Here is a 21299-nt window from a genome sequence, read left to right on the forward strand (position 1 = left end):
AATGGGCGCGGCTGGAGTCGCTCCTGCCCGCGAGCAACGGGACGCTTGCGGCAGGTGGCGGGACCGCCGGGAAGTGCGGCCTGTGGTCGCGGTGCGTCGCCGTGTGGTCCGGCGTTCGCACCTCCGTGCCGCCGCCCTCGTAAAGGTCCCCGAACCTGACGGCAGGACAGGTGGAAACCGGCTGGTCAGGTCGGCTGGTCGGCCGCGGCCCGGCAACCCGAAGACCTGGCCTGGATCGATTCCAGGGCGCTGCAGGCCTCGCGTAGCAGATCGGGCAGCCGGTCGGCTAGCGGGTCGGCTTGCGACAGTTGGTCGGTGCGGGCGAGATCCTCGAGTTCGGCGGCGCATCGGGCGAGGTCATGGGCGCCGATATTGCTGGCGGCGCCCTTGAGGGCGTGGGCCTGGTCCACGGTATCGGCCGGGTTGTCGTGGTCGACGGCTGTGAGCAGCGCATCGGCGAGCAGCGGAGCCTTGCGGAGGAAGGAGTTGGTCAGCCGTGTGATCAGCTGCCGGCTGCCGGGGGCGTTGTCGCCGCTGATCTCGTCCAGCCGTTGCTCGATCCCCTGGCGGAGCCCGGAGACGCCCGCCGCGGGATCGCTCGTCGCGTCCTGGTCGGCCCGGGGCAGTTCGTTCCCCGCCCATCGGGACAGGGCTTCTCGGAGTGCTGTGACGGCGATGGGTTTGGAGACGTAGTCGTCCATGCCCGCGGCCAGACAGCGTTCGCGATCCTCCGGAAGGATGCTCGCGGTCATGGCGATGACCGGCAGACGGGGGCCGGAGCCCTCGCGACGGCGAAGTTCCATGGTGGCGGCGTAGCCGTCCATGTGTGGCATGCGGCAGTCCATGAGCACGGCGCGGTAGCGGCCTGTTGCCGCCATCTCCAGGGCCTCGATTCCGTCATTGGCGACGTCGGCGCTGTAGCCGAGCTGTTCGAGCATGCCCAGGGCCACGGTCTGGTTGATTTCGTTGTCCTCGACGAGCAGGACGTGGGCACGGCGCGGAGCGGAAGCCCGTGCGCGGGCGGGTGCGCGTACAGGGGGCAGGGCTGCCTGAGCGGTGGGTTCCGGGGCCATGAGCCGGGCGAGGCAGTCGTGGAGTTCCGACTGCCGGACGGGTTTGGACAGGCTGTCCCGGATCCCGGCAGCGCGGAGTTCCGCGGTGGGCGCTGCCGTCCCCGAGGTGAGAAGCAGCAGACGCACGCTGGCCAGGTCAGGGTCGGAGGTGATGTGGCCGGCCAGTTCGATTCCGCTCATCCGGGGCATGTGGTGGTCGATGACGGCCAACTCGTACGGGGTGCCCGCAGCGGCCGCGCGGTGCAGTTCGACCAGAGCCTGTGGGCCGCCGTCTACGGTGGCGGGCCGCATGGACCAGCTGTGCATCTGCTCGTGGAGGATGAAGCGGTTGGTCGCGTTGTCGTCGACGATCAGGACGTGCAGCCCGCGCAGGGAGCTGGGTTGGGGAGCCGGTGGCGGCTGTTCGCCTGTCGCGGGTTCGTGCATGGGGATGGTGAACCAGAAGGTGCTGCCGTGGCCCGGTTCACTCTTCACACCCATGGTGCCGCCCATGGCGTCGATGAGCCGTCGGCAGATCGCGAGGCCGAGTCCGGTCCCGCCGTAGTGCCGGGTGGTGGAGGCGTCCGCCTGGGCAAAGACATCGAACATTCGTTCCTGGTCGGCGGGGTCGATGCCGATGCCGGTGTCGACCACCTCGAAGTAGGCGTCCGCTGCCTGGGGGCGGGCCCGGATGACAACCTCTCCTTCATGAGTGAACTTCACGGCGTTCGAGGCCAGGTTGAGAAGGATCTGCCGCAGCCGTGAAGCGTCCGCCCGCAGCGCGATGGGCAGGTCCGGGTGGCAGTCGGCGAGTAGTTCCAGGCCCTGGGCGGGCGCGGTCTGCGCGACGAGGGTGACGACCTCGTCCACCAGGGGGTGCGGATCGAACACCACTTCCTCGAGAACGAGCTTGCCTGCCTCGAGTTTGGAGAAGTCGAGTATGTCGTTGATCAAGGTCAGCAAGGCCCTGCCGGCGTCATGGATACCCTCCGCATAGCGGAGTTGTACCGCATCCAGGTCGGTGTTGAGCAGCAGCTCGGACAGTCCGATGACGCCGTTCATCGGAGTGCGGATCTCATGACTCATCGTGGCCAGGAACTGGGACTTGACCCGGGTTGCCTCCATCGCCTGGTCACGGGCATCGGAGAGCGCCTGCTGAACGCGCCTGCGTTCGGTGATGTCGCGAACGAAGGCATTGAAACAGCGGGTGGCTCCCAGTCGCATCGGCCACACCGCCAGCTCGACGGGGATCTCGTGCCCATCCCGGTGGAGCGCGGTGATTTCGATCTGCCGGCCCAGGATATGGGGCTCACCGCTGGCCAACACGCGTTGAAGGCCCTGGATGTGGGCGGTCCGGTAGCGCTCTGGGATGATCGTCTCGGTCAGCGGACGGCCCAGGGCCTCTTCGCGGGTGAAGCCGAACAGCTTCTGGGCACTTGGATTCCAGTCGATGACCAGACCCTGCTCGTCGATGGACACGAAGCCGTCGTTGGCGCTGTCGATCACTGAGCGGGCCCGCTCCTGCAGCGCCCGCAGCAGCTCACCACGCCCCCGCTCCCCGCTCTCCCGGAAGAAGCCCCGTACCTCAAGCGGCTGAACAGCTTCGCCATTCACGACCCACAACGTCGACTCCACCCAGCGCAGGGTGCCGTCGCCGCGACGCACGCGCAGGGCCACGGTGGCCCGACCCCAGCCGACCAGGTCCCGCTCGGCGGCCTGGAGATCCTCCTGATCCTCCGCGGCCACCCAGTCCCCGAGGAATGTCCCCACGACCTCATCGGCCGGACGTCCCAGCAGTTCCAGCGCCGGTGCCGAGACCTCGAGGAATACTCCCTCGAGCGTACGGCGGAAAACCATGTCCGGAGAGTTTTTTGCTAACAGCCGAAACCGCTCGTCGTCCGCGTCGAGCATCTGATGGCCCTGGAACAAGCTCCTGTTGTCGTCCGCCATGTCCACCAACACCTCCAGCACTCTCGTCCCGATGTGCCGCAGCCGGCCCCTTCCCAGCGTGAAACGCCCGGCGCGCGGGATGCAACCGGGGCGCCTGATGTTTCGGTAGCGGACCGGGGGCGGGGAACAACTGACCGTCACGAAATTCTTCACTCTGTGAGCTTCTCGACTTTGTGGCAAGTCGTGATCTTGGTGTGGGGCGGTTCTACACCACGGCCGAGCCCCAGGCGCGGACGACCGCCGTGATTCGTCGGGGCGGGCTGACCTGACCCTATGAGGGCCGGGCCCCTTCCGTGCTCGGCCCGGCGATGCCCATCGTTCGGGTAGGGACGAGCTCGGGAAGAAGGCCCGGCAATGTTTGTCTACGTCGGGATCGACGCGCTCAAGCGGTCCCAGATCGCCGTAATCGACGAGGTTGGCGAGGTCGAGGTTAATCCGAACGTCCCCAACGGGGTGGAAACGGTGCTCGGGGGCCGACGTGATCCCCGTTACGGTTTTCGCGGCCCCGCAACGGGGTTCCCGGCCTCCGGCCCGGCATGACTTGTTCCCCCAGTCGATGATGATCGAAAAGGTGGTGTCACCGGGCTCGGACTCGTTGGCAGACCGCTGATGAGGGGGCCTGAGCGCCGATTCCGCACCTGGGTGAGGCAGGCTCTCCGTAACGTGGATGCCGGCACGCCGCCGCAGAGCCGGGGAACAGGATCTGGGGAGGGGCATTGGCCAGCACCGATGGCATAGATCTCTATCTCGGCCTGGACGTCGGCAAGGGCGAGCACCACGCGAGCGCGCTCACGCCGGCCGACAAGGTCTTCGACAGGGCACTGCCCAACAACGAGCCCCGGCTGCGTGAGCTGTTCACGAAACTGCAGGCCAAGCACGGGATGGTGCTGGTGGTGGTCGACCAGCCGGCCACCGTCGGCGCGCTTCCGCTGGCCGTCGCCCGCGACACCGGCTGCCGCATCGCCCACCTGCCCGGCCTGACCATGCGCCGAATCGCCGACCTCTACGGCGAGGCGAAGACCGACGCCCGCGACGGCCTGCTCACCTAGATCCATCCCTCCCTTGAATGCGTCCTGGGCCCGTGACTCGACCACCCGGCCGTCCTCACCCTGCTCGAACGCCACGGCTCACCGGCCCAGTTGAGGAAAGCAGGCCGACGGAGACTGATCACAATGCTGTTGCCGAAGGCCCCGCGGATGGCCGAGCGCCTGGTCGACGACATCTTCACCGCCCTCGACGAGCAGACCGTCGTCGTCCCCGGAACCGACGCCGCCGCACTGATCGTCCCCAGTCTCGCGACCCCGCTGCCCGCGGTCCTCGACCAGCGCAGACTCCTTGCCGCGAGGATTCGAGAAGCTGCTGGAGGCCCACCCTCTTTCCCCGGTCCTGACCTCCATGCCCGGCATCAGGGTCAGGACCGCCGCCCCGATCCTCGTTGACGTCGGCGACGCCAGTGCCTTTCCGACGGCAGGCCACCTCGCCGCTTACGCAGGCCTGGCACCCGTGACACGCGCATCCGGGTCGTCCATCCGCGGCGAACCCCCTCACGACGCGGCAACAAGCAACTCACGGGGCAGCAGACCGGCACGTACGCCTTCCCAGCCACCGTCAACGGACTCGCGGTAGCACCGGGCGGGCAGCTGGTCGTCTGCTTCGGCCCGGACCTGGCGGTCCTCACCCACCGCTGACCGGGGCAGCCGACCGTACTCGACCGGGCGGCCGATCGGACGGCCGACCAGGTGGCCGATCGGGCGTCCGACCGGGGGTGGACGACACCACCGCAACGGCCCGACCCACGTCGACCGCCCCCACGCCGACCGTCGCAACGGCGATCCCCCGGGCCGACGGCACCAGCCGGGACCCGACCGGGCCGGGGCCGGGCCGGGGCCGGGCACCACGAGGCGTCGCACCCGCCGACGCGCAGAAGCGGACTTCCGGCGCCGCCAAGCACTACGCCCGGCACGTCCGGGCGCAGCAGCGGACCAGGAGCCCAGGGGGCCAGGGCCGTCGCCCCGGGCCCGGGGGGGGCCAGGAGCCCGGAGACCTGCCGGCAACCCACACCCGGCAACGACCTCTCGACGCGGGCCGCGCGAGGAGGCTGCGCGAAGCCAGGGGAACGCGGCCCGACCCGCCGGCATCCGGCGGTGGATTGTAGGTCATGAAGGTGGTGTTGCGGTTGGTGAAGTCGTTCTTCGGGCCGCCGGAGCCCTCGTCGAGGCAGGACGGGCCGGGCCCGGCCGCGAAGACCCGGCCGGCGTCGGCCTGCGGCGGGACGACGTAGCCCAGATGCTGCGGCTGTACAGGACGTTCAGCGCGCAGCGCTCGGGACGGCGGCGTCCGGCAGGCGGTCGAATCCCGGCCGGGCCCGTGTCCGAGGTCCGCGATCAGTAGCCGGGCTTGGTCGCGCCGGGCGTGCTCGACGGGGTCCGCGATCACGCTGAACCGTGCACCGCAGCCGAACGGTTACCAGCAGCGGCCTCGGCCGGAGGACGGTGACAGGATGGACTCACAGCAACGGTGGACTGCGCGCTGCGCGAAGCACTGGCTGCCCGGCCCGGGGGACCTGCGTTCCGGCGGACGGCACGGCACCGCGCCCGGTCGTCCCGGTGCATCGGATGCGAGGTGGGACGGTGGACGTGCGCATCTGGTTCAACAGGATCTGGCCCGCGCGAGTGCACTTGATCCCGATGCTGCGCGATAACCCGGACCACGCCCGGGTACAGGTCTACGGCACCCATCCCGACCCGGCGGCACCGGCGCTCACGGCGTGCGACGTGGTCGGGCCCGAGCCGGGCGAGGACGAGGCCTTCTTCGATTTCGCGATCGACTTCTGCAAACGGCACGACATCGACGTGATCATGCCGTCCTCGCGTCTGGTGGCACTCGCCGACCGCGCGGAGGCGTTCGCGGCGGTCGGCACGAGGGTCATGTGCGCACCCGCCGAGACGCTCCGCACGGTGACCGACAAAAGCCGCATGTACGCGGCAGCCGAGCGCTCTCGAGTGCCGGTCGCCCCGTGGCGGGCGGTCTCCGATGCCGACGGTCTGCGGAAAGCGGTCCAGGAGTTGGCCGGGACGGACAGTAATCTGTGCGTCAAGCCCGCGGGCGAGTACTCGGCCTACGGCTTCCGGCTCCTGGACGACTCCCCGCTGGAGGTTTCGGACTTCGAGCGCCTGCCACGGCCAACGACATCGGCCCCGGCAGTCGCGGACGCGCTGCAGCATGCCCAGGACAGGGGCGAGACCGTTCCCGAGCTGATCGTGATGCCGTACCTGGATCCTCCGGAGGTCAGTGTCGACTGTCTGTCGGACGCGGCGGGCACCCTGGTGAGCGCGATCGCCCGGGCCAAGTCAGGCAGACTCCGGACACTGGTGGACGACCCCGACGTGACGGAACTCGCCCGGCTGGCCGTCGGCCACTTCCGGCTCGCATACCTGTCCAACGTCCAATTCCGTTACTGGAAAGGGCGACCGGTGCTCCTGGAAGTCAACGCCAGGGCAGCGGCGGGCATTTACCAAACCCGCATGACCGGCGTGAACCTGGCGTGGGCCGCTGTGCGGATGCTGATCTGCGGCGACCCCGGCGAAGTACCAAACCCGATGCTCGGGGGTCGGCTCGCGGTGGTCGAGGACGCAATCCCACTCTCAGCGCAGTGGCGCGGCGGCCAGTGGCACGATCAGGTGATCTTCTCCAACCTTCGCGTGGGGCGGTCCGGCCCCGAACCGAGGTGAGCTGACGACTCGTCGGGCGCCTCCATCGAGTGTCTGCGGCACAAACACGACCGACCACCCGACGATCGACCCCGCCCGCACCGTTGTCCCCTTTCCCCAACCTCCCAAGGCCGTAGGAAACCCCGGTGCCTGGGGCTCCAGTGGCACGCACCACCGGACGGCCAGGAGTACGGCAGCGGGCTCGACCGCGTCCGCCTCGGCCACCGAGACGTCCTCGGGCACCGCGGCGCCTTTCCCGGGTACATGTCGTGCACCCGATGCGACCTCGAGACGCGACTCGCCGTCAGTGTGGCCGTGTCCGCGCAGGACGGCGGCGCCAAGGCGAGATCTCAATCGGGATGCCGTACCCGATGTGCGCCCGGTTGCCGCATTGAGGCTGACGCAAAACCGAACAGTTGTCATACAATCTATATTTTTTGCGTGTCAATGGGGCGTGCACGCCTCTTCCGGCCATGGTGTTGCAGACGGTCCGATCTGCGCCCACAGCGCGCCAGGTTCACTCCATCGCGATTTGCGCGCCCCCTTCTCCGCAGCAGACCGTGAGGATATCTTTCACATGAGGTGCCTGGTTGCAGGCCTCGGAGATCGCATTCCGGTATTGCTCGACAGCGCCTCGACAGAGCACGCCATCCCTATTTCCGGCGACGTCCTTCGGCATCGACGCATTTCCACCCCTTCAGCGTTCGCCGATCGGCGAACTCCGGCGTGGCTGCCTCGGCGGCCCTCCGGCCTCCCACGCGGCGGACCTTCACGGCCGAACAACTGCTCACCTGGCCCTCGACCCGCCGACGCCATTCCCATGGACCCGATCCGGAACGTCGCACCCCTTGACCTCGGCGCCGATGGCGCCAGATCCGACTGATAGTCAGACAAGAGAAAGGAACACGAAATGATTCTCTCCCGACGGGGCAACCGGGCCCTCAAGGCGGCGGCAAGCCTCGCCCTCGGCATCCTCCCGCTCGCTGCGTGGCCCGCCCCGGCCGCAGCAGGCTCCCACTCCGTGAGCCTGACGGTCGGACCGGTGCCCGTCCCGCAAGTCTCCGTCTCGGCGTGCGTCGACGCGTCGTGCGTCTCGACTCCGGCGCTCACCAGCGTGAAGCTCGCCACCACCGCGACGGTGACGAGCGGCCCGCTCCCCGCCGTCGTCCTCACCCCGGCCGCCTGCCCGAACGGCGGCCAGGGAGTCGCGGTCCAGGTGACCAGCCTTCAGCCCGTGACCGTCACCGTCAGCGGGACCGTCTCCGGTACGACCACCAGCGGCCCGGTCAGCATCCCCCTCGGGCCCGTCACCGAGACCATTCTCCCGGGCACCCCGGGTGTGCTCGTGTCCGCCTGTACGGACTGACACGCTCCGCACCGGGACGTCGGACGACCCATGAGCAAGGCAGCAGGCGGCCTGCTCGGCAACGTGAAGCCGAGCACAGCGGTCTGGCCAGCATCACCTGACCGACCACCTGGGTGGGCAGCAGGTGGCATCGCTGCCCACCCCCAGCGCACGTGGCCTCCACCGCAGTGGTGGAGGCCACGTGCTGCGCCGTCCCCTCACCCGTCCGCCAGTGCCCGGGGCGGACGTGGAAGCGGCGTTGGAGGGCGTTCCCGCTGGCCGCCAAGGAGAAGGTCGGCCGGGCCGGGATGGCGTCTCGTTCGGGCGCGGGTCAGTAGTTCGGCCGCCTGGTGACCAAGTGATCTTGTAAGAAATCATCTCATTTGGTGAGTCTGCGGTGGCAGATGAGGGTGGCGGCGATGGTGGTGAAGGCCGCGAAGTGGTCGGCTTTGCGTTCGCAGCGGCGGTGGAGCCGGCGGAAGCCGCCGAGCCAGGCGACAGTACGCTCGATGACCCAGCGGTGTCGGCCGAGTCGGGTCGAGGACTCGATGCCGCGGCGGGCGATGCGGTGTGCGATCTGCCGTCTGCGCAGGTAGGAGCGGATGAAGCGGTGGTCGTAGGCTTTGTCGCCGTGGAGCTTGCCGGGCCGGCGCCGCCTTGGGCCGCGGCGGGAGCGGATCGGCGGGATCGCCTCGACGAGCGGGATCAGGGCCTGGCTGTCGTGCAGGTTGGCGCCGGAGATCGCGCGCGAGAGGGGCAACCCGGTGCGTTCGGTGAGCAAGTGGATCTTCGACCCGAACTTGCCCCGATCCACAGGATTCGGACCCGTCAGTTCCCCCTTTTCGTGGCCCGCATGTTCACCGAGTCGACCGCGCACCTGGACCAGTCCAGCTCGCCCCGGGCGCCGAGTTCGTCCAGGACCAGGCGGTAGAGCTTCGCCCACACCCGGGCCGCGGTCCACTCCGTGAACCGCCGGTGCGCGGTCGGCCCGGACGGGCCGAAACATGGCGGCAGCTGGGCCCACGTGCACCCGGACGTGGCCACGAACACGATCGCCGCCAGCACCTCCCGGTCCCCGTGCCTCCGGCGGCCACCCCCCTGCGGCCGGGTCGGTGCCGCCGGCACCACCCGCTGGAACAGCTCCCACAACTCGTCCGGCACCAGGCGCTCCACGATTGTCACGCGAGCAGCCTATAAGCCCAAATGAGATGACTGCTAAGGCAACGCGGAAAGGCCCGCCACGGCCGGCTCTCCCCCGCCACCACCCGTGCGCTGGAAAGCATCGACCCATGGTGGAACCCGCCCTGGCCCTACACCTGGCAGTCGCTGTACCACCGCGCAGCCGCCACCCGCGCAGGCCATAGTGGCCATGCCGGTCTGACCCCGAACCTGCAGAAATGGCCCACCGGCAACAACGCCACTGGCACCACCTCCACCCCCACCAACACACCCTCCTGACCCACATCGGCATCACCCCGGAGGGCGAAGGGAACGGGTAGCCGCACTCGGTGCCTCGGCCGGATCCGATGTGCAGAGCGCCACGGCCCCCGGAGTGCACACACCGGCATAGGGGGCGCACTCTCTGCGCCCCTCATGCACCCAGCAGGTGAGGGCCTTCGTTTCGTGGCGCTCGGGCTCGGGGCATAGCTGACAGGTACTGGCGTATCGGGGAGGGGACGCGGTGGCGCGCAAGAAGACGCTGGTCGGACAGATCATGAAGGTCTACCAGGACGCGCAGAAAGCCAAAGCCGCAGAAGCCAAGAGACAGCAGCAGGAACGCGACCGCCAGGCCAAGGCCGCCGAGCGGGAAGCCGCCCGCATCGGACGGCAGCGGGCACAGGAGTGGGCCACGGCGCAGCGCAAGGCGCAGCGGGAGCTGGAGGAGCAAGAACGGCGGGCTCAGCAGATCGAACGGGATCTGGCGAAGCGTCAGGCGGAGCGTGCGAAGGCCGCGGAGCGAGCCTCCAGGGAAAAGGCGCGCAAGGCGGCGGAGGCGGAGCGGTCGGCCAAGCAGGAGGCCGTGGGGCAGCTGAAGCAGGAGGCCGTCGAACGTACCGAGGACCTGCTGGCACGGATGGCCGAGCTGGAGACGGTCCTGCTCAGGCGCACCACTGGGCTGGATGGGCACGGGTCTGCGGTGGAACACGGCTTGGTCGAGGGCGGCCCGGAGGGGATGTGCGCGGCAGTGCACCGTGCGCTGGAGGACTGCGTGTACCCGGCAGGGCTGGCCGGGGCGGTGCGCTCGGTGTTCACCCCGGAGACGCGGGAGCTGGTCCTCGAACTCGACCTGCCGGGGCAGGATGCGGTGCCGAGGGAGGTCGGGTGGCGGTACAAGGCAGGAACACCGCCCCAGCTCGTGCCACAGCCTCGTAAGGAGGCGGAGGTGAAGGAGATCTACCGGGTGCTGGTCGCGCGCCTCGTGCTGCGCTGTTTGGACGAGGTCTTCGCCGCCACTCCCCCGCCGCTGGTCGACACCGTCGCCGTCAACGCCCACGTCCACAGCAAGGACCGGGCCACCGGCAAGAGCGTCCGCCCGTGCCTGGTTAGCGTCCGAGCCGGCCGCGCACCGTTCGAGGACCTGGTCCTGGACGAGCCCGCTCTCGATCCCGTCGAGTGCTTGCGCCACCTGAACGCGATCGTCTCCCAGCACCCTTTCGACCTCGAACCCGTGCGGCCGGTGGTGACGTTCGACCTGAGCCGGTACAAACTCGCCCCCGAAGTCGACGTCGTGGCCGGTCTCGACAGCCGACCCGACCTGGTCGCCCTCGATCCCATCGAGTTCGAACACCTCATCCGCCGGCTGTTCGAAGCCATCGGCCTGAAAGCCTGGGTGACCCAGGCCTCCCGCGACGACGGCGTCGATGCCGTCGCCTACAACGAGGACCCCATCATCGGCGGCCTGTGCATCATCCAGGCCAAACGCACCAAGAACACAGTCCCCACCGAAGCCGTCCGCGCTCTCGCCGGCGCCATGCACGACAAAGCCGCCGCCAAAGGCATCCTCATCACCACCGCCTGGTTCGGTCGTACCAGCCGGGATTTCGCCCAGCGCACCGGCCGTATGGAACTCATCGACGGCCGCGGTCTGAAAGCCCTCCTTTGGGAACACCTCGGTATCGACGCCCTCCTCGGCCTGCCCAAACTCCCACCCGGCTGGGAACCCCGCGACGTCCACTGAACCAAGCCACCAACCGCATCGCCATTACCGGTGTCCAGCCATCAGGCGCTGGTACACCGAGCCGCTCGGTCAACCTGCACACCACCCAGACGACCTGCGCAGATCCAGCCTCGGACGGCGAACCTGCAGGCCAACGAACAGCACCACGCCCAGACGACCTGAGCAGATCATCCACCAACCTGCCCAGTCCTCAGACCCGCCGACCAATCAACCTGCGAAACCCCAGCACACCTACATACCCCCACGCAGAAAAACCGGGCCGCGACAGGAGGAGATCGACCCGTTCTGGTGCCCGGCCTTGGCCGATCACCTGGCAGCGCGCCTACAGCGTCGCGCGGCAGTGGTGGCTGGAGGCCGACGGCCGGGTTGACTGGGTGCAACTGCCTGAGGAGACCATGTTCGAGGGCGAGCAGCTCGGCCGCTGGGTCGTGGCGCAGCGAGCCGGCTTGCCCGGACTGGAGCCCGATCAGCAGGACCTGCTGGCGGCGATCGGCATCGAGGAGGACGACGACCTGGTGGCGGCGAAGGCCGCGGCGGAGGCCAAGTCGAAGACGTCCCGCCAGGACCGCTTTCGCCCAGGGCCTGGCCGCGCTCGCCGCCTTCGCCCGCCGGGAGGGCCACGTCCGGGTCCCGCGCCCGCACAAGGAGCCGCTGCAGGTCACGGTGGCCGGCCCCGGCGGAGCAGAGAGCACCGAAGTCGTGCACGTCGGTCTGGGTGCGTGGTTGAACAACCAGAAGGCCAGGCGCGCCAAGCTCACTCCGGGGTAGCTCGCGCGGCTCGCCGAGCACGGCGTGGAGTGGGCATGAACAGCCACAGCGAAGGTCCAATAGGCGTGCACCGCGGAGGCGTCGACTGCCACGGCGGCCATCTCCTCCCCGAGCCCTGGGACGCCGCCCCCGGTGATCATCCGCGGCGCGGCAAGGATTAGGGTCACCGCGTGGTCCTCAAGCACCTGTCTCTCGACCGGATGGGCTCCCTGCCCCGGTATCCCGCGGCCCAGCGGCCCGCCCACGTCATTTCCCTGGACGAGCTGCGATCCTCCAGCCTCACCGTTGGAACCGGCAGCCTTGGCACCGCGGACGCGTGGCTGGTCGAGCAGGACGGCCACGGTTACCTGCACCACCCCGCCTACAATCTGACCAGCCTCGAGAGACCGGGGCCGCCGGACGCACGCCAGCACAGCGAGTCGCTGAACTCCATGGAGAGCAATAGTCAAGAGTTGTAGGTGGGACCCTCCGACTCGGCGGCGGTGACCTCGGCTTACTGCGAGCCTGGCCTCCTCGCGCACCTCTGGGTCGGGGTGGGTGACCCCGAGGATGTAGAGCGTGTGGGCGAGGGGTTCGCGCTCCATCGTCGGCACGGCTGCAGCAAGGGGTTCGGCGAGGCCCAGGGGCAGGTGGTGGTGGTTGAATGCCTCGCTGACCGAGTTCAGGGCGGACTCGCGCACCTTGGCCACCGGCTCGTTCACGGCCACGCTGACCAGGCGTCCGACGACCAGGCGGGTCGAGTCCGCGTCGAGTGCGGCGCCGCGCAGGAGGTCCCCGAGGGCGTCGGCGGCGATGTCTCGACGATCCGGATCGCGGTCGGTCAGCGCTTCAAGTGCCTCGAACATGTCGTTCATGCCGCCACCTTGGACCGTTCGACCAGGACGCCGTTTTCGAAGTGCGCGCCCGCGCGAACCAGCGGCACCAGGTGGGCGCCGGTGATCGCGCGCCATCGGGCCTGGGCGGACTCGACGAGCTTGAACACCATCGCCAGGGCCGCAGCCGGGCTGCCCGCGCCTCGGGTGACCTTGGTGCGGAGTTTGACCGTGGAGAAGGTCGACTCGATGGGGTTCGTGGTCCGCAGGTGGATCCAGTGCTCGGCCGGGAAGTCGTAGAACGCGAGCAGTTCCTCCCGATCGTCGGTGATCTTCGCGACCGCCTTGGGGAACTTGGCGCCATAGGCGCGCGCGAAGGCCTCGATCGCCTGCTCGGCGTGGCCACGGTCCTCGGCGTTGTAGATCTCCTGCATCGCCTTCGTCGCGCCGGGCTGTGCGGACTTGGGCAGGCAGTTCGTGACGTTGCGGGTTTTGTGAACCCAACACCTTTGGTGCCGTGCGCCTGGGAACACCTCGGCGAGCGCCCGCCACAGGCCCATGGCGCCGTCCCCGACCACCAGCTCGGGGTCGCGCATCCCGCGGCGGCGGCAGTCACGCAGCAGGTCGGCCCACGACTCGGTGCTCTCGCGTAGGCCCTCGGCGAGCGCGATGAGCTCCTTGGTGCCGTCCAGGCGAACGCCGAGCAGGACCAGAACGCACGAGTGGGCCTGGCCGAGGCGGACCTTGGGGTGCACTCCGTCGGCCCACACGTAGACGTAGTCCCGGTCGGACAGGCCCCGGGTCTGGAAGGCGGCGTGGTCGTCGCTCCACTGCTTGGTCAGCCGGGTCACGGTGGCCGGCGACAGGCCGGCGGTGCCGCCGAGGAACTGCTCGAGAGCCGGCGCGAAGTCCCCGGACGACAGGACGTGCAGGTAAAGCAGCGGCAGCACCTCGGAGATCTTCGGCGACTTGCGGCACCACGGCGCCAGAATCTTCGAGGAGAACCGCTTGCGCTCGCCGGTCGTCTCGTCCACGCGCCGGTCGTTGATCCGCGGTGCCCCGACCTCGACCGGCCCGGCCGCGGTGACCACCGACCGCGGCCGGTGGTGGCCGTTGCGGACCACCAGGCGCCGCCCGTACTCGTCCCTTTCCGGGGCCAACTCGGCTATGTACTGATTGACTTCCCCCTCCAGCGCGGCAGCCAGCATGCGGCGGGCGCCCTCGCGGACGATCTCGTCGATCAGGGAGCCGGACTCCGTCGAACCATTGGCATTCACTACGCTGAGCACGGGCGTGCCTCCCCGACCCGCGCTACAACGCGGGCCTACTCGGTGACCATCAACGGATCATCCGGGAAGGTACGCCCTCCGCGTCCCGCCCGGGGCTGATCCACAGGTCTTGAGCATTGCTCGATCGGAGGCGTCCTTGGGCTCGTCGAGCACACGGTAGTCGGAGGGAGATCGTGCCGGCCAGCGGTCCGCTGACCCGCGTCTGGTCCGCCATGGACTGGCGCGACCAGTGCGCGGGTCGTACCAGTCAGCCGGTTCGCGTCCACCCGGTCGGGTAGCCGTTGTTGATGAGTAGCAGGTTCTGCCCCGAGGAGTCGGTACTCCAGGTGTAGGTGAAGTGCACCTGGCATCCTGAGGCAGTGCCGTCGGTGATGAAGGTCACCACGTGATCGCCGGGGAACGCCAGCTTGCCGCGGTCGGTGCACGGGCTCTTGCCACCAAGTCCCAGGAATACGTGCTGGGAGTATGATCCATCCGCGTTGATCGTCATGTCTTCACCCCCGCTGTACTGGTTGTGCCAGCTTCCGATCAGGGCCGGGGGAACCGCCGAGGTCGGGGCTGCGGGCGTCGCCGGTGCGGTCGGGATGCTGGATGGTGGCAGATTCGTGAGCCCGTGCTGGTAGGACAGCTTCGAGCCCATGTGGCTGAGCTGCAGTATGCCGTTCGCACAGTCCAGGGACATGGGGCCGTTGTCCCAGATGGGCTGTGGCCTTGCATCGGCTCTTCCGTCCCAGCCAGTGGTCAGGGTGCCCGTGCCTTGGGTGCCCGAGAAGGTGATGGTGTTTCCGTAGACCGTGTAGGCGAAGTTGGCCTGTCCATCGCTGACCTCGGTGAACACGTGCCCAGCATCCGTGCCGCGGAAAATCTCGGCCACGTCGCGTACGTAGCCGGTGCCGCTGTCCAGTAGGGCCAGGGTCTCGTCGCCCGAGACGTAGTGCACCGTCACACTGCTGCCGTCGGTGAAATTGACGGGATAAGTCTGATCATGGATGTGCCACTCCCCGATGTAGCAGGGAGTGGCCGCCGGCTCGGCTGCCGGGGTGGTCGCGTCCGGGCTGGAGCCACCGCTGGTCATGACTTCCCCGGGGGGCGGCGAGCCGCCGGCGCTACCGCAGCCGGCGAGCAGTATGCCGAGGCACGCCACCGCTGAAACCGTACGAAATCTGGTGCTCATCGCTGTGATCTCCCTTGGCCGGGCCGGCCTTCCGCTGAAGGGGTTCCACGGACAGCGGCGCCGGGACAGCGGAAGGTACCCTGCAGCCGGACTGAGAATCTCTGCCGCCGCACTGAGAATCCCCGGTTTCGCGTGGAGAGGTCTGGCAGGAGGCGGAGATGGTCAGCCATAGAGCGACCGCCATCTTGAAGTTGCTGGTGAGGGTGGTTGCGTGACAGCCCTCCCGGATTCCCGGTCACGCGACCAACTGCCGAGAGCGCTCCGAGGCACGGCCAGCACGCGCACCGGATTTACCCGCCCCCAGCGCACACCGAAAGCGCGCTGAGTTGATGACCAGCAACCTCAAGATGGCGAAGAAGGTCGGGAATGAGGTGGCCCGGGTGAGCGGCTGTCAGCCGTGTTCTTCCCAGCCGGCTGTACAGAACCTGGCCTCGCTGATCACGGCGTCGCCGGCCCGGGTGGCACGCACATACATGTTGAGTTCGTCCGGTCCCAGGTCGCCCGCGCAGTTGAGGCGCAGGCCGATCTCGTCGATCTCCGCCAGCTGCAGCAGGGCCGCGTCGATGGCGGAGCCCTGCCGGCCGATGAGGTCGATGCCGTGGAAGGCGACCTGCGGCCCGGTGCGTCCGTGCACGGTCACCGCAGCGAGGGTTGGGACATCGCCCCAGTAGTGGGCGCTCACCCCGGCGTGGTCGAAGCGGTCCTCCTCCAGGCACCATTGCCGGGGCCCGCGGCCCACCGTCCAGGGCAGGCGGCCGCGCCGCGCGGCCGGCACCTCGCCGCCCAGTGCGGCGGACACCTGCTCCGGTCCCATCCCGAACCTGAGCGGCCCGACGCCCTCCAGCGGCGTCCACTCCCAGATCGGCCGCTCGAAGTCCAACACCACCGGCCACACACCCGGATTGCGGTCCTCGTCCCGGACGCCCCGCCGCCGGACGACCGGCTCGGCGGCCCGCGGATCGTCCGCCAGCTCCGCGGCAACCAGCAGCGCATCGGTGACCATGCGATCCCGGCGCTGCGCCCATCCCTCGGGCGTGCGCCCCAGCTCCTGCACTGTGCCCAGGGACACGCCCCATGCCGCAACCTCCGGATCACCGTCTCCGTTCGTCCGCACCGCCACCCGCTGCCCGCCGGCGAGGCGAAGGACGTCCGCACGGACCTCGGACGGCACCCGGCCGATCAGCTCCACGTCCCCGGCGCGCACCTGCGGCCCGCCCAGGCCCCCGACCGCCACCGCCACCAGCCGCCCGTCCTGCCCGTAGAACGCGGCCACGCCCTCCTCCAGGTACTCCTGCCAGCCCATGCGGACAACGGGTTCACCCCAGCCGTGCACCGTCGAAACGTCCGGCCGTTCCCTCCCCAGGGCGTCCTCGACCTCGGAGGCACTCATCCCGAACCGCAACGGCCCCACCCCCACCAGCGGATCGAGCACCCACTGCAGCCGCTCCCCCGGCTCCTTCAGCCACCAGCCCCCCACAACCCCCTCGGCTCGCCCACCCGGCCGCATCCGCCGGTGATCTTGCGCGCGAGACTAGCCAGCACCTCCGACAAGCGCGGCCCGGAGGCGAGGCTGGGCAAGGTGCTGGGCGGCCTGCAGACAGTGCACGGCCGCGGCAACCGGCCCCGCGCTCACCCTGTCCGGTCGGCCCCGATCCCTGGGCCCGGCACGAGGATGAGAGGATCGGATCAGCTCCCGGGGTTTCCATTGCCTGCCCGGGAGCCACCCTCGTCCGCGGCCCCGACGCACCATCAGCACGCTTCCCCGCACAGCCGAGCACAGACGGCCGGGCCCCCGTGCAGCAGGGGGCGGCCGGTCTTCGCAGCCGGCCGCCCCGAGGATTCGGCCGCACGGACCCGCGGAGGGTTCGAGCGCCCGGGTGCGGGCCGGACGCCGAGCCGCGGGCCGCAGCCGGATGTCGCCCGTGGGGGTGGCAGGGCGGCGCCCGGTTCAACGAGCGGCACCCGGCCGAGGACACCCAGCCTCGCCGGGATGCTGCAACCGGTGAACAGCGGGGCGCCGAGTCAGAGGCGCGGGCTCGTCGAACAGCCCGGCGCCGCCGCACACGCCGGTCTCGGGGAGGGTGAGTTCGACGCGGGCGGCGGCCTCCGCGTCGCCGGCGAGGTGGGCGGCGACCGAGCAGACCTGCTCGTAGCCGGTCATGGCGAGGAACGTCGGCGCGCGGCCGTAGGACTTCATGCCGTCCAGGAACACGTCGCTCTCCGGGTGGGCGAGCTCGGCCGCGCCGTGCGGGTAGACGGTGCCGCAGGAGTGCTAGTACTCCAGCTGTAGTTCTTGATCACTGTTGCGGAGCGACCTGTCGTTGCCGCCGCCCGTCGCCGATCATGGGTGGCCTCATCCGTGCCGCTGCGCCGGGCGGACTGGAAGGCCGAGCTCATGGCTTCGAGCATCGTCTCCAGTACACCGAGTGTCTGCGGACTGGTACGAGCGCACTCTGGTTCGGTTGCGGGAGCTCCTTCAGGACCAGGGGCTTGACCCTGAGGCGACGGTCGTCGTTGGCCTCTTGCAGGAGGGCCCCGATCACGAGGATGGCCAAGTCTCCGGCGACGGCAGGGTCTACAGGTCCAGCCTCTTCTATTGATCAGAAACGGCTCGGGTTCTCATCAACATGAGGGGTCTTCACCGGGGTCGCCTGATCCGCCTCGATGGTCCTGGCCGCCTCGGCTGCTTCCCGGAAGGTGACGACCGCCTCGCCGTTCTCCCGCGCCCATGCGGTGAGCATCCTGATGGGCTCCTCCAGGGTTCGCCCGAGATCGGTCAGGCCGTACTCCACGCGCGGCGGCGCCTCGGCGTACGCGTGCCGCTCGACGAGCCCGTTGGCTTGGAGCCGGCGCAACGTCTGGGTCAGTACCTTGCGCGAAATGCCACCGCTCAGCTCGACCAGCTCGCCGTGGCGCAACGGGCCGTCGGTCAGCGCGAAGAGCGTGACCATGGACCACTTGCTGGCGATGATCTCCATGGCCAGGAGAGCGGGACAGTCGGCGAGGAAGGCGATTCCGGGTCGCAGGCTCATGCCCCGAAGGTTACCTGGAGGTACCTGTTGGCCGCCTATCGTCGTCGAGGTGCGCACGCCCCCTTACTCGCATCTCGCACGATTGAGGTTTCAGCCATGTTCGTCTCCCTTGCCGTCGTCACCGTGTTCATGTCGGCGCTTCTCCTGGTATCGGCCGGGGCCAAGTCTCTGCGGACGCGGCACATCACCGAGCAGATGTCCACCCTCGGAGTGCCGCAGAGCATGATGGCTTTCCTGATCGGCGCTCAGATCGCGGGCGCGGCCGGTGTGATCGCCGGACTCTGGTGGGGACCCGTCGGAATCGCCGCCGCGATCGGCCTGACGCTCTATTTCGCTGGGGCGGTCGCCTTCCACCTGCGCGTCGGCGACCGCAAGGGCGCGTCTCCGGCGGTGGTCCTCACTATGGCCTCCGTCGCCCTGATCGTGCTGCGTGCTGCCACCCTCTGACAGCGGACAGCCGGTCTGACGCTGGCCTTGATCGTGCTGAGTGAGGTTGGTCGCCGATGAGGACGGCCACCGTTGATCATCGTGAGTCGTGTCGACAAACGAAGATCAGCCGGTGGCCGTGGGCCACAGCGTAGATCCTGCTCGGTGGCAATCGGTATTCGAGGGCCTGATGGGCAAGGTGGCGGGCCGGTTCGCCCGGGTAAAACCCCGCCGCCGAGCATGGGCGTTCGTGCTGGGGCTGCTCGCGGACCTGCCAAGGAAGAACTGCTGGACGATCGCCAAGCACGCCGGTAACGCCAGCCCGGCCGGCATGCAGCACCTGCTCAGCCGGGCCCGCTGGGATGCCGACCGAGTGCGTGACGACATACGGGACTTCGTAGTCGAGCACCTCGGCGACGAGGACGCCGTAATGGTCGTCGACGAGACCGGGGACCTGAAGAAGGGCACCGCGAGCGTCAGGGTCCAGCGCCAGTACACCGGAACCGCGGGCCGGATCGAGAACTCCCAGGTCGCCGTCTACCTCGTCTACGCGAGTGCGGCCGGGCACGCCGCCATCGACCGCCGCCTCTACATCCCACGGTCCTGGACCCAGGACCCGCAGCGGTGCCGCTCGGTCGGCATCCCCGACGACCTGAGGTTCGCGACCAAGCCCGCCCTGGCCACCGAGATGATCGCCCAGGCCCTGGACGCCGGAGTCCGGGCCAGGTGGGTCACCGGTGATGAGGTCTACGGCGGCGACCCGCACCTGAGCGCCGACCTGGAACAGCGTCAGATCGGCTACGTCCTGGCCATCTCGTGCAAACGGCCCGTCCCCACCAACGCGGGCATCCTCCCGGCTGGCGTGCTGGCCCACGGCCTGCCGAAGAAAGCCTGGCAGCGGCTGTCGGCGGGAGCCGGAGCCAAGGGCCACCGCTTCTATGACTGGGCCCAGGTCGAGATCACCAGCCCGAGCGGCACCTCGGGGCATCGGTGGCTGCTCGTGCGACGCAACCGACGCACCGGCGAACTCGCCTACTACCGCTGCTACTCACCCCGCCCCGTCCCCCTGGCCGCACTGGTCAAGGTGGCCGGCCGCCGCTGGACAGTCGAGGAGACCTTCCAAGCCGCGAAGAGCCTGGCCGGACTGGACGAGCACCAAGTCCGCTGCTGGGTCTCCTGGCACCGCTGGACCACCCTGGCCATGCTCGCGCACGCTTTCCTCGCCGTCACAGCAGCCATCGAACGGGCCACGACCACCACGACCCCCGAGCTCAGCCCGCTGACCTGCAACGAGATCCGAAGACTGTTCGCAGCCCTGCTCGCACCGGCCCGCGACCTCGCCCACCGCCTGCACTGGTCCGCATGGCGCCGCCAGCACCAAGCACGCTCGCGCACCAGCAACTACAAGCGACAAGCCACCCAACAACCATGAAGATCACGATCTACAGCCGGAGTACTAGGGCTCGTATCGGGTTGTGATCAATATGCGGGTTTCGCCCTCGTGGTCGCGCCCGATCCGATAGATCATGCTGTGTGACGCGAGTGCAACTGACTGACGCCGAATGGGAGTTCATCGGGCCGTACCTGCCGATCGGTGAGTACGGCCCGTCCCCCGAGCGGCTGCGCCGGCAGTTCGAGGGCGTGATCTGGCGGTTTCGGACGGGCGGCCAGTGGCGGGAGATGCCGAGCGAGTTCGGGGCCTGGTCGACGGTCCACAACCGCTTCCGGCAGTGGAGGGACGCCGGGGTCTTCGAGGCCCTGCTGGAGGGCGCGATCGCGGAGGCCGCCAAGCGGGGCGAGGTGGACTTGTCGCTGGTCAGCGTGGATTCCACCACCGTCCGGGCCCACCACGACGCCGCCGGGATGCACCTCGACCCCGACACGCTCGCCGACCTGGAGAAGGCGGCCGAGGAGGCGGAGAAGGCCCGGCAAAAGGGGGCGGCCCGAAGGAACAAGACGGGCAGGACACCGCAGACGACCCGGGACGGGACGAGCGGCGACGTGTCCGACGCAGACGCAAGATCCGCCTGAAGGCAGCCCTGCTCGGACGGTCCAGAGGCGGGCAGACCAGCAAAGTCCACATCGCCGGCGAGCGCAAGTGTCGCCCGCTGGCATTCGTCCTGAGCGAGGGGCAGGCCGCCGACAGTCCGCAGTTCATCCCCGTGCTGGCGAAGGTCCGGGTTCGCGGGCCCGTCGGCCGCCCCCGCACCCGGCCCGACGCGGTCGCCGGCGACAAGGCGTACTCGTCCCGCGGCAACCGTGCTCACCTGCGCGAACGGCACATCAAGGCCGTCATCCCGGAGAAGCGGGACCAGGCCGCCCATCGAAAGAAGAAGGGCAGCAGGGGCGGCCGGCCCGTTGCCCACGACGCCGAGCTCTACAAGGAGCGGAACACCGTCGAGCGCCTGATCAACAGGCTGAAGGCCTGGCGGGGCATCGCCACCCGGTTCGACAAGACACCCGAGAGCTACCTCGCCGGCCTCCACCTCCGTGCATCGATGATCTGGATCAAGAGCCTCACCAAGACCACCCCTTGATCACGACCAAATACGCTCCCTAGGCG

General features: G+C 69.2%; 14 protein-coding genes and 4 pseudogenes. 10 read left to right on the forward strand and 8 right to left on the reverse strand.

Going from position 1 to position 21299, the window contains the following annotated elements; translation table 11 throughout:
• Window positions 1–185 precede the first annotated feature (185 nt).
• A complete protein-coding gene (locus KSNIM_RS00165; protein WP_263101139.1) occupies window positions 186–3002 on the reverse strand; it encodes a response regulator in 2817 nt (938 codons plus the stop codon).
• A gap of 354 nt (window positions 3003–3356) precedes the next feature.
• On the opposite strand from KSNIM_RS00165, the gene KSNIM_RS00170 reads away from it, so the two are divergent.
• Entirely contained in the window at window positions 3357–3542 is a 186-nt protein-coding gene (locus KSNIM_RS00170; RefSeq protein ID WP_263101140.1) for a hypothetical protein, read from the forward strand.
• A gap of 176 nt (window positions 3543–3718) precedes the next feature.
• A pseudogene (locus KSNIM_RS00175) lies at window positions 3719–4570 on the forward strand (IS110 family transposase); the annotation flags it as partial.
• A 580-nt stretch (window positions 4571–5150) separates the two neighbouring features.
• On the opposite strand, the pseudogene KSNIM_RS00180 reads toward KSNIM_RS00175, so the two are convergent.
• Window positions 5151–5326, reverse strand: a pseudogene (locus KSNIM_RS00180) (flavodoxin family protein); the annotation flags it as partial.
• Window positions 5327–5632: 306 nt separating this feature from the next.
• On the opposite strand from KSNIM_RS00180, the gene KSNIM_RS00185 reads away from it, so the two are divergent.
• Window positions 5633–6733: an ATP-grasp domain-containing protein gene (locus KSNIM_RS00185; RefSeq protein ID WP_263101141.1), complete on the forward strand. Its 1101-nt coding sequence runs from the start codon at window positions 5633–5635 to the stop codon at window positions 6731–6733.
• Window positions 6734–7622: 889 nt separating this feature from the next.
• Complete coding sequence (locus KSNIM_RS00190) at window positions 7623–8078, forward strand: hypothetical protein (RefSeq protein ID WP_263101142.1); 456 nt, start codon at window positions 7623–7625, stop codon at window positions 8076–8078.
• A 358-nt stretch (window positions 8079–8436) separates the two neighbouring features.
• Here the strand turns inward: KSNIM_RS00190 and KSNIM_RS00195 are convergent.
• Window positions 8437–9233, reverse strand: a protein-coding gene (locus KSNIM_RS00195; protein ID WP_263107779.1) for an IS5 family transposase whose coding sequence is annotated in 2 segments (ribosomal slippage) — window positions 8437–8898 and window positions 8901–9233 — 795 coding nt in all. Because the reading frame shifts where the segments join, the coding sequence is not laid out codon by codon here.
• 505 nt (window positions 9234–9738) lie between these two features.
• Here KSNIM_RS00195 and KSNIM_RS00200 point away from each other — a divergent pair.
• From KSNIM_RS00200 to KSNIM_RS39290, 3 genes are all read left to right on the forward strand, one after another.
• Complete coding sequence (locus KSNIM_RS00200; protein WP_263101143.1) at window positions 9739–11235, forward strand: restriction endonuclease; 1497 nt, start codon at window positions 9739–9741, stop codon at window positions 11233–11235.
• Between the two features lie 288 nt (window positions 11236–11523).
• Window positions 11524–12003, forward strand: coding sequence for a Helicase associated domain protein (locus KSNIM_RS39285; protein ID WP_411543625.1), 480 nt, complete (start codon window positions 11524–11526; stop codon window positions 12001–12003).
• Between the two features lie 170 nt (window positions 12004–12173).
• Window positions 12174–12461, forward strand: coding sequence for a hypothetical protein (locus KSNIM_RS39290; protein ID WP_411543626.1), 288 nt, complete (start codon window positions 12174–12176; stop codon window positions 12459–12461).
• Window positions 12462–12853: 392 nt separating this feature from the next.
• Here KSNIM_RS39290 and KSNIM_RS00210 read toward each other — a convergent pair whose 3' ends face one another.
• The 5 genes and pseudogenes from KSNIM_RS00210 to KSNIM_RS00230 all read right to left on the reverse strand — a co-directional run bounded on the left by KSNIM_RS00210 (window position 12854) and on the right by KSNIM_RS00230 (window position 18310).
• Complete coding sequence (locus KSNIM_RS00210) at window positions 12854–14104, reverse strand: IS256 family transposase (protein ID WP_263101145.1); 1251 nt, start codon at window positions 14102–14104, stop codon at window positions 12854–12856.
• Between the two features lie 247 nt (window positions 14105–14351).
• Window positions 14352–15278, reverse strand: a complete 927-nt coding sequence (locus KSNIM_RS00215) for a hypothetical protein (RefSeq protein WP_263101146.1) — start codon at window positions 15276–15278, stop codon at window positions 14352–14354.
• A 391-nt stretch (window positions 15279–15669) separates the two neighbouring features.
• Window positions 15670–16668, reverse strand: a complete 999-nt coding sequence (locus KSNIM_RS00220) for a hypothetical protein (protein ID WP_263101147.1) — start codon at window positions 16666–16668, stop codon at window positions 15670–15672.
• Window positions 16669–17226: 558 nt separating this feature from the next.
• Window positions 17227–17550, reverse strand: a pseudogene (locus KSNIM_RS00225) (flavoprotein); the annotation flags it as partial.
• Window positions 17551–17878: 328 nt separating this feature from the next.
• Window positions 17879–18310: a winged helix-turn-helix transcriptional regulator gene (locus tag KSNIM_RS00230; protein ID WP_057606767.1), complete on the reverse strand. Its 432-nt coding sequence runs from the start codon at window positions 18308–18310 to the stop codon at window positions 17879–17881.
• Window positions 18311–18406: 96 nt separating this feature from the next.
• Here KSNIM_RS00230 and KSNIM_RS00235 point away from each other — a divergent pair, with 96 nt between their 5' ends.
• From KSNIM_RS00235 to KSNIM_RS00245, 3 genes and pseudogenes are all read left to right on the forward strand, one after another.
• Entirely contained in the window at window positions 18407–18757 is a 351-nt protein-coding gene (locus tag KSNIM_RS00235; RefSeq protein WP_263101148.1) for a DoxX family protein, read from the forward strand.
• 169 nt (window positions 18758–18926) lie between these two features.
• Window positions 18927–20168, forward strand: coding sequence for an IS701 family transposase (locus tag KSNIM_RS00240; RefSeq protein ID WP_263101149.1), 1242 nt, complete (start codon window positions 18927–18929; stop codon window positions 20166–20168).
• A gap of 101 nt (window positions 20169–20269) precedes the next feature.
• Window positions 20270–21273: pseudogene (locus KSNIM_RS00245) on the forward strand (IS5 family transposase).
• Window positions 21274–21299 lie beyond the last annotated feature (26 nt).

Origin of the sequence: Kitasatospora sp. DSM 101779, from assembly GCF_025655475.1 — a bacterium.
Lineage (GTDB): Bacteria > Actinomycetota > Actinomycetes > Streptomycetales > Streptomycetaceae > Kitasatospora.

Bases quoted from the DNA above. Each gene is read 5' to 3' on its own strand.
- KSNIM_RS00165 (WP_263101139.1), bottom strand. From the start codon at position 3,002: ATGGCGGACGACAACAGGAGCTTGTTCCAGGGCCATCAGATGCTCGAC.
- KSNIM_RS00170 (WP_263101140.1), top strand. From the start codon at position 3,357: ATGTTTGTCTACGTCGGGATCGACGCGCTCAAGCGGTCCCAGATCGCC.
- KSNIM_RS00190 (WP_263101142.1), top strand. From the start codon at position 7,623: ATGATTCTCTCCCGACGGGGCAACCGGGCCCTCAAGGCGGCGGCAAGC.
- KSNIM_RS00215 (WP_263101146.1), bottom strand. From the start codon at position 15,278: ATGAGCACCAGATTTCGTACGGTTTCAGCGGTGGCGTGCCTCGGCATA.
- KSNIM_RS00220 (WP_263101147.1), bottom strand. From the start codon at position 16,668: ATGAGTGCCTCCGAGGTCGAGGACGCCCTGGGGAGGGAACGGCCGGAC.
- KSNIM_RS00230 (WP_057606767.1), bottom strand. From the start codon at position 18,310: ATGAGCCTGCGACCCGGAATCGCCTTCCTCGCCGACTGTCCCGCTCTC.
- KSNIM_RS00235 (WP_263101148.1), top strand. From the start codon at position 18,407: ATGTTCGTCTCCCTTGCCGTCGTCACCGTGTTCATGTCGGCGCTTCTC.
- KSNIM_RS00240 (WP_263101149.1), top strand. From the start codon at position 18,927: ATGGGCAAGGTGGCGGGCCGGTTCGCCCGGGTAAAACCCCGCCGCCGA.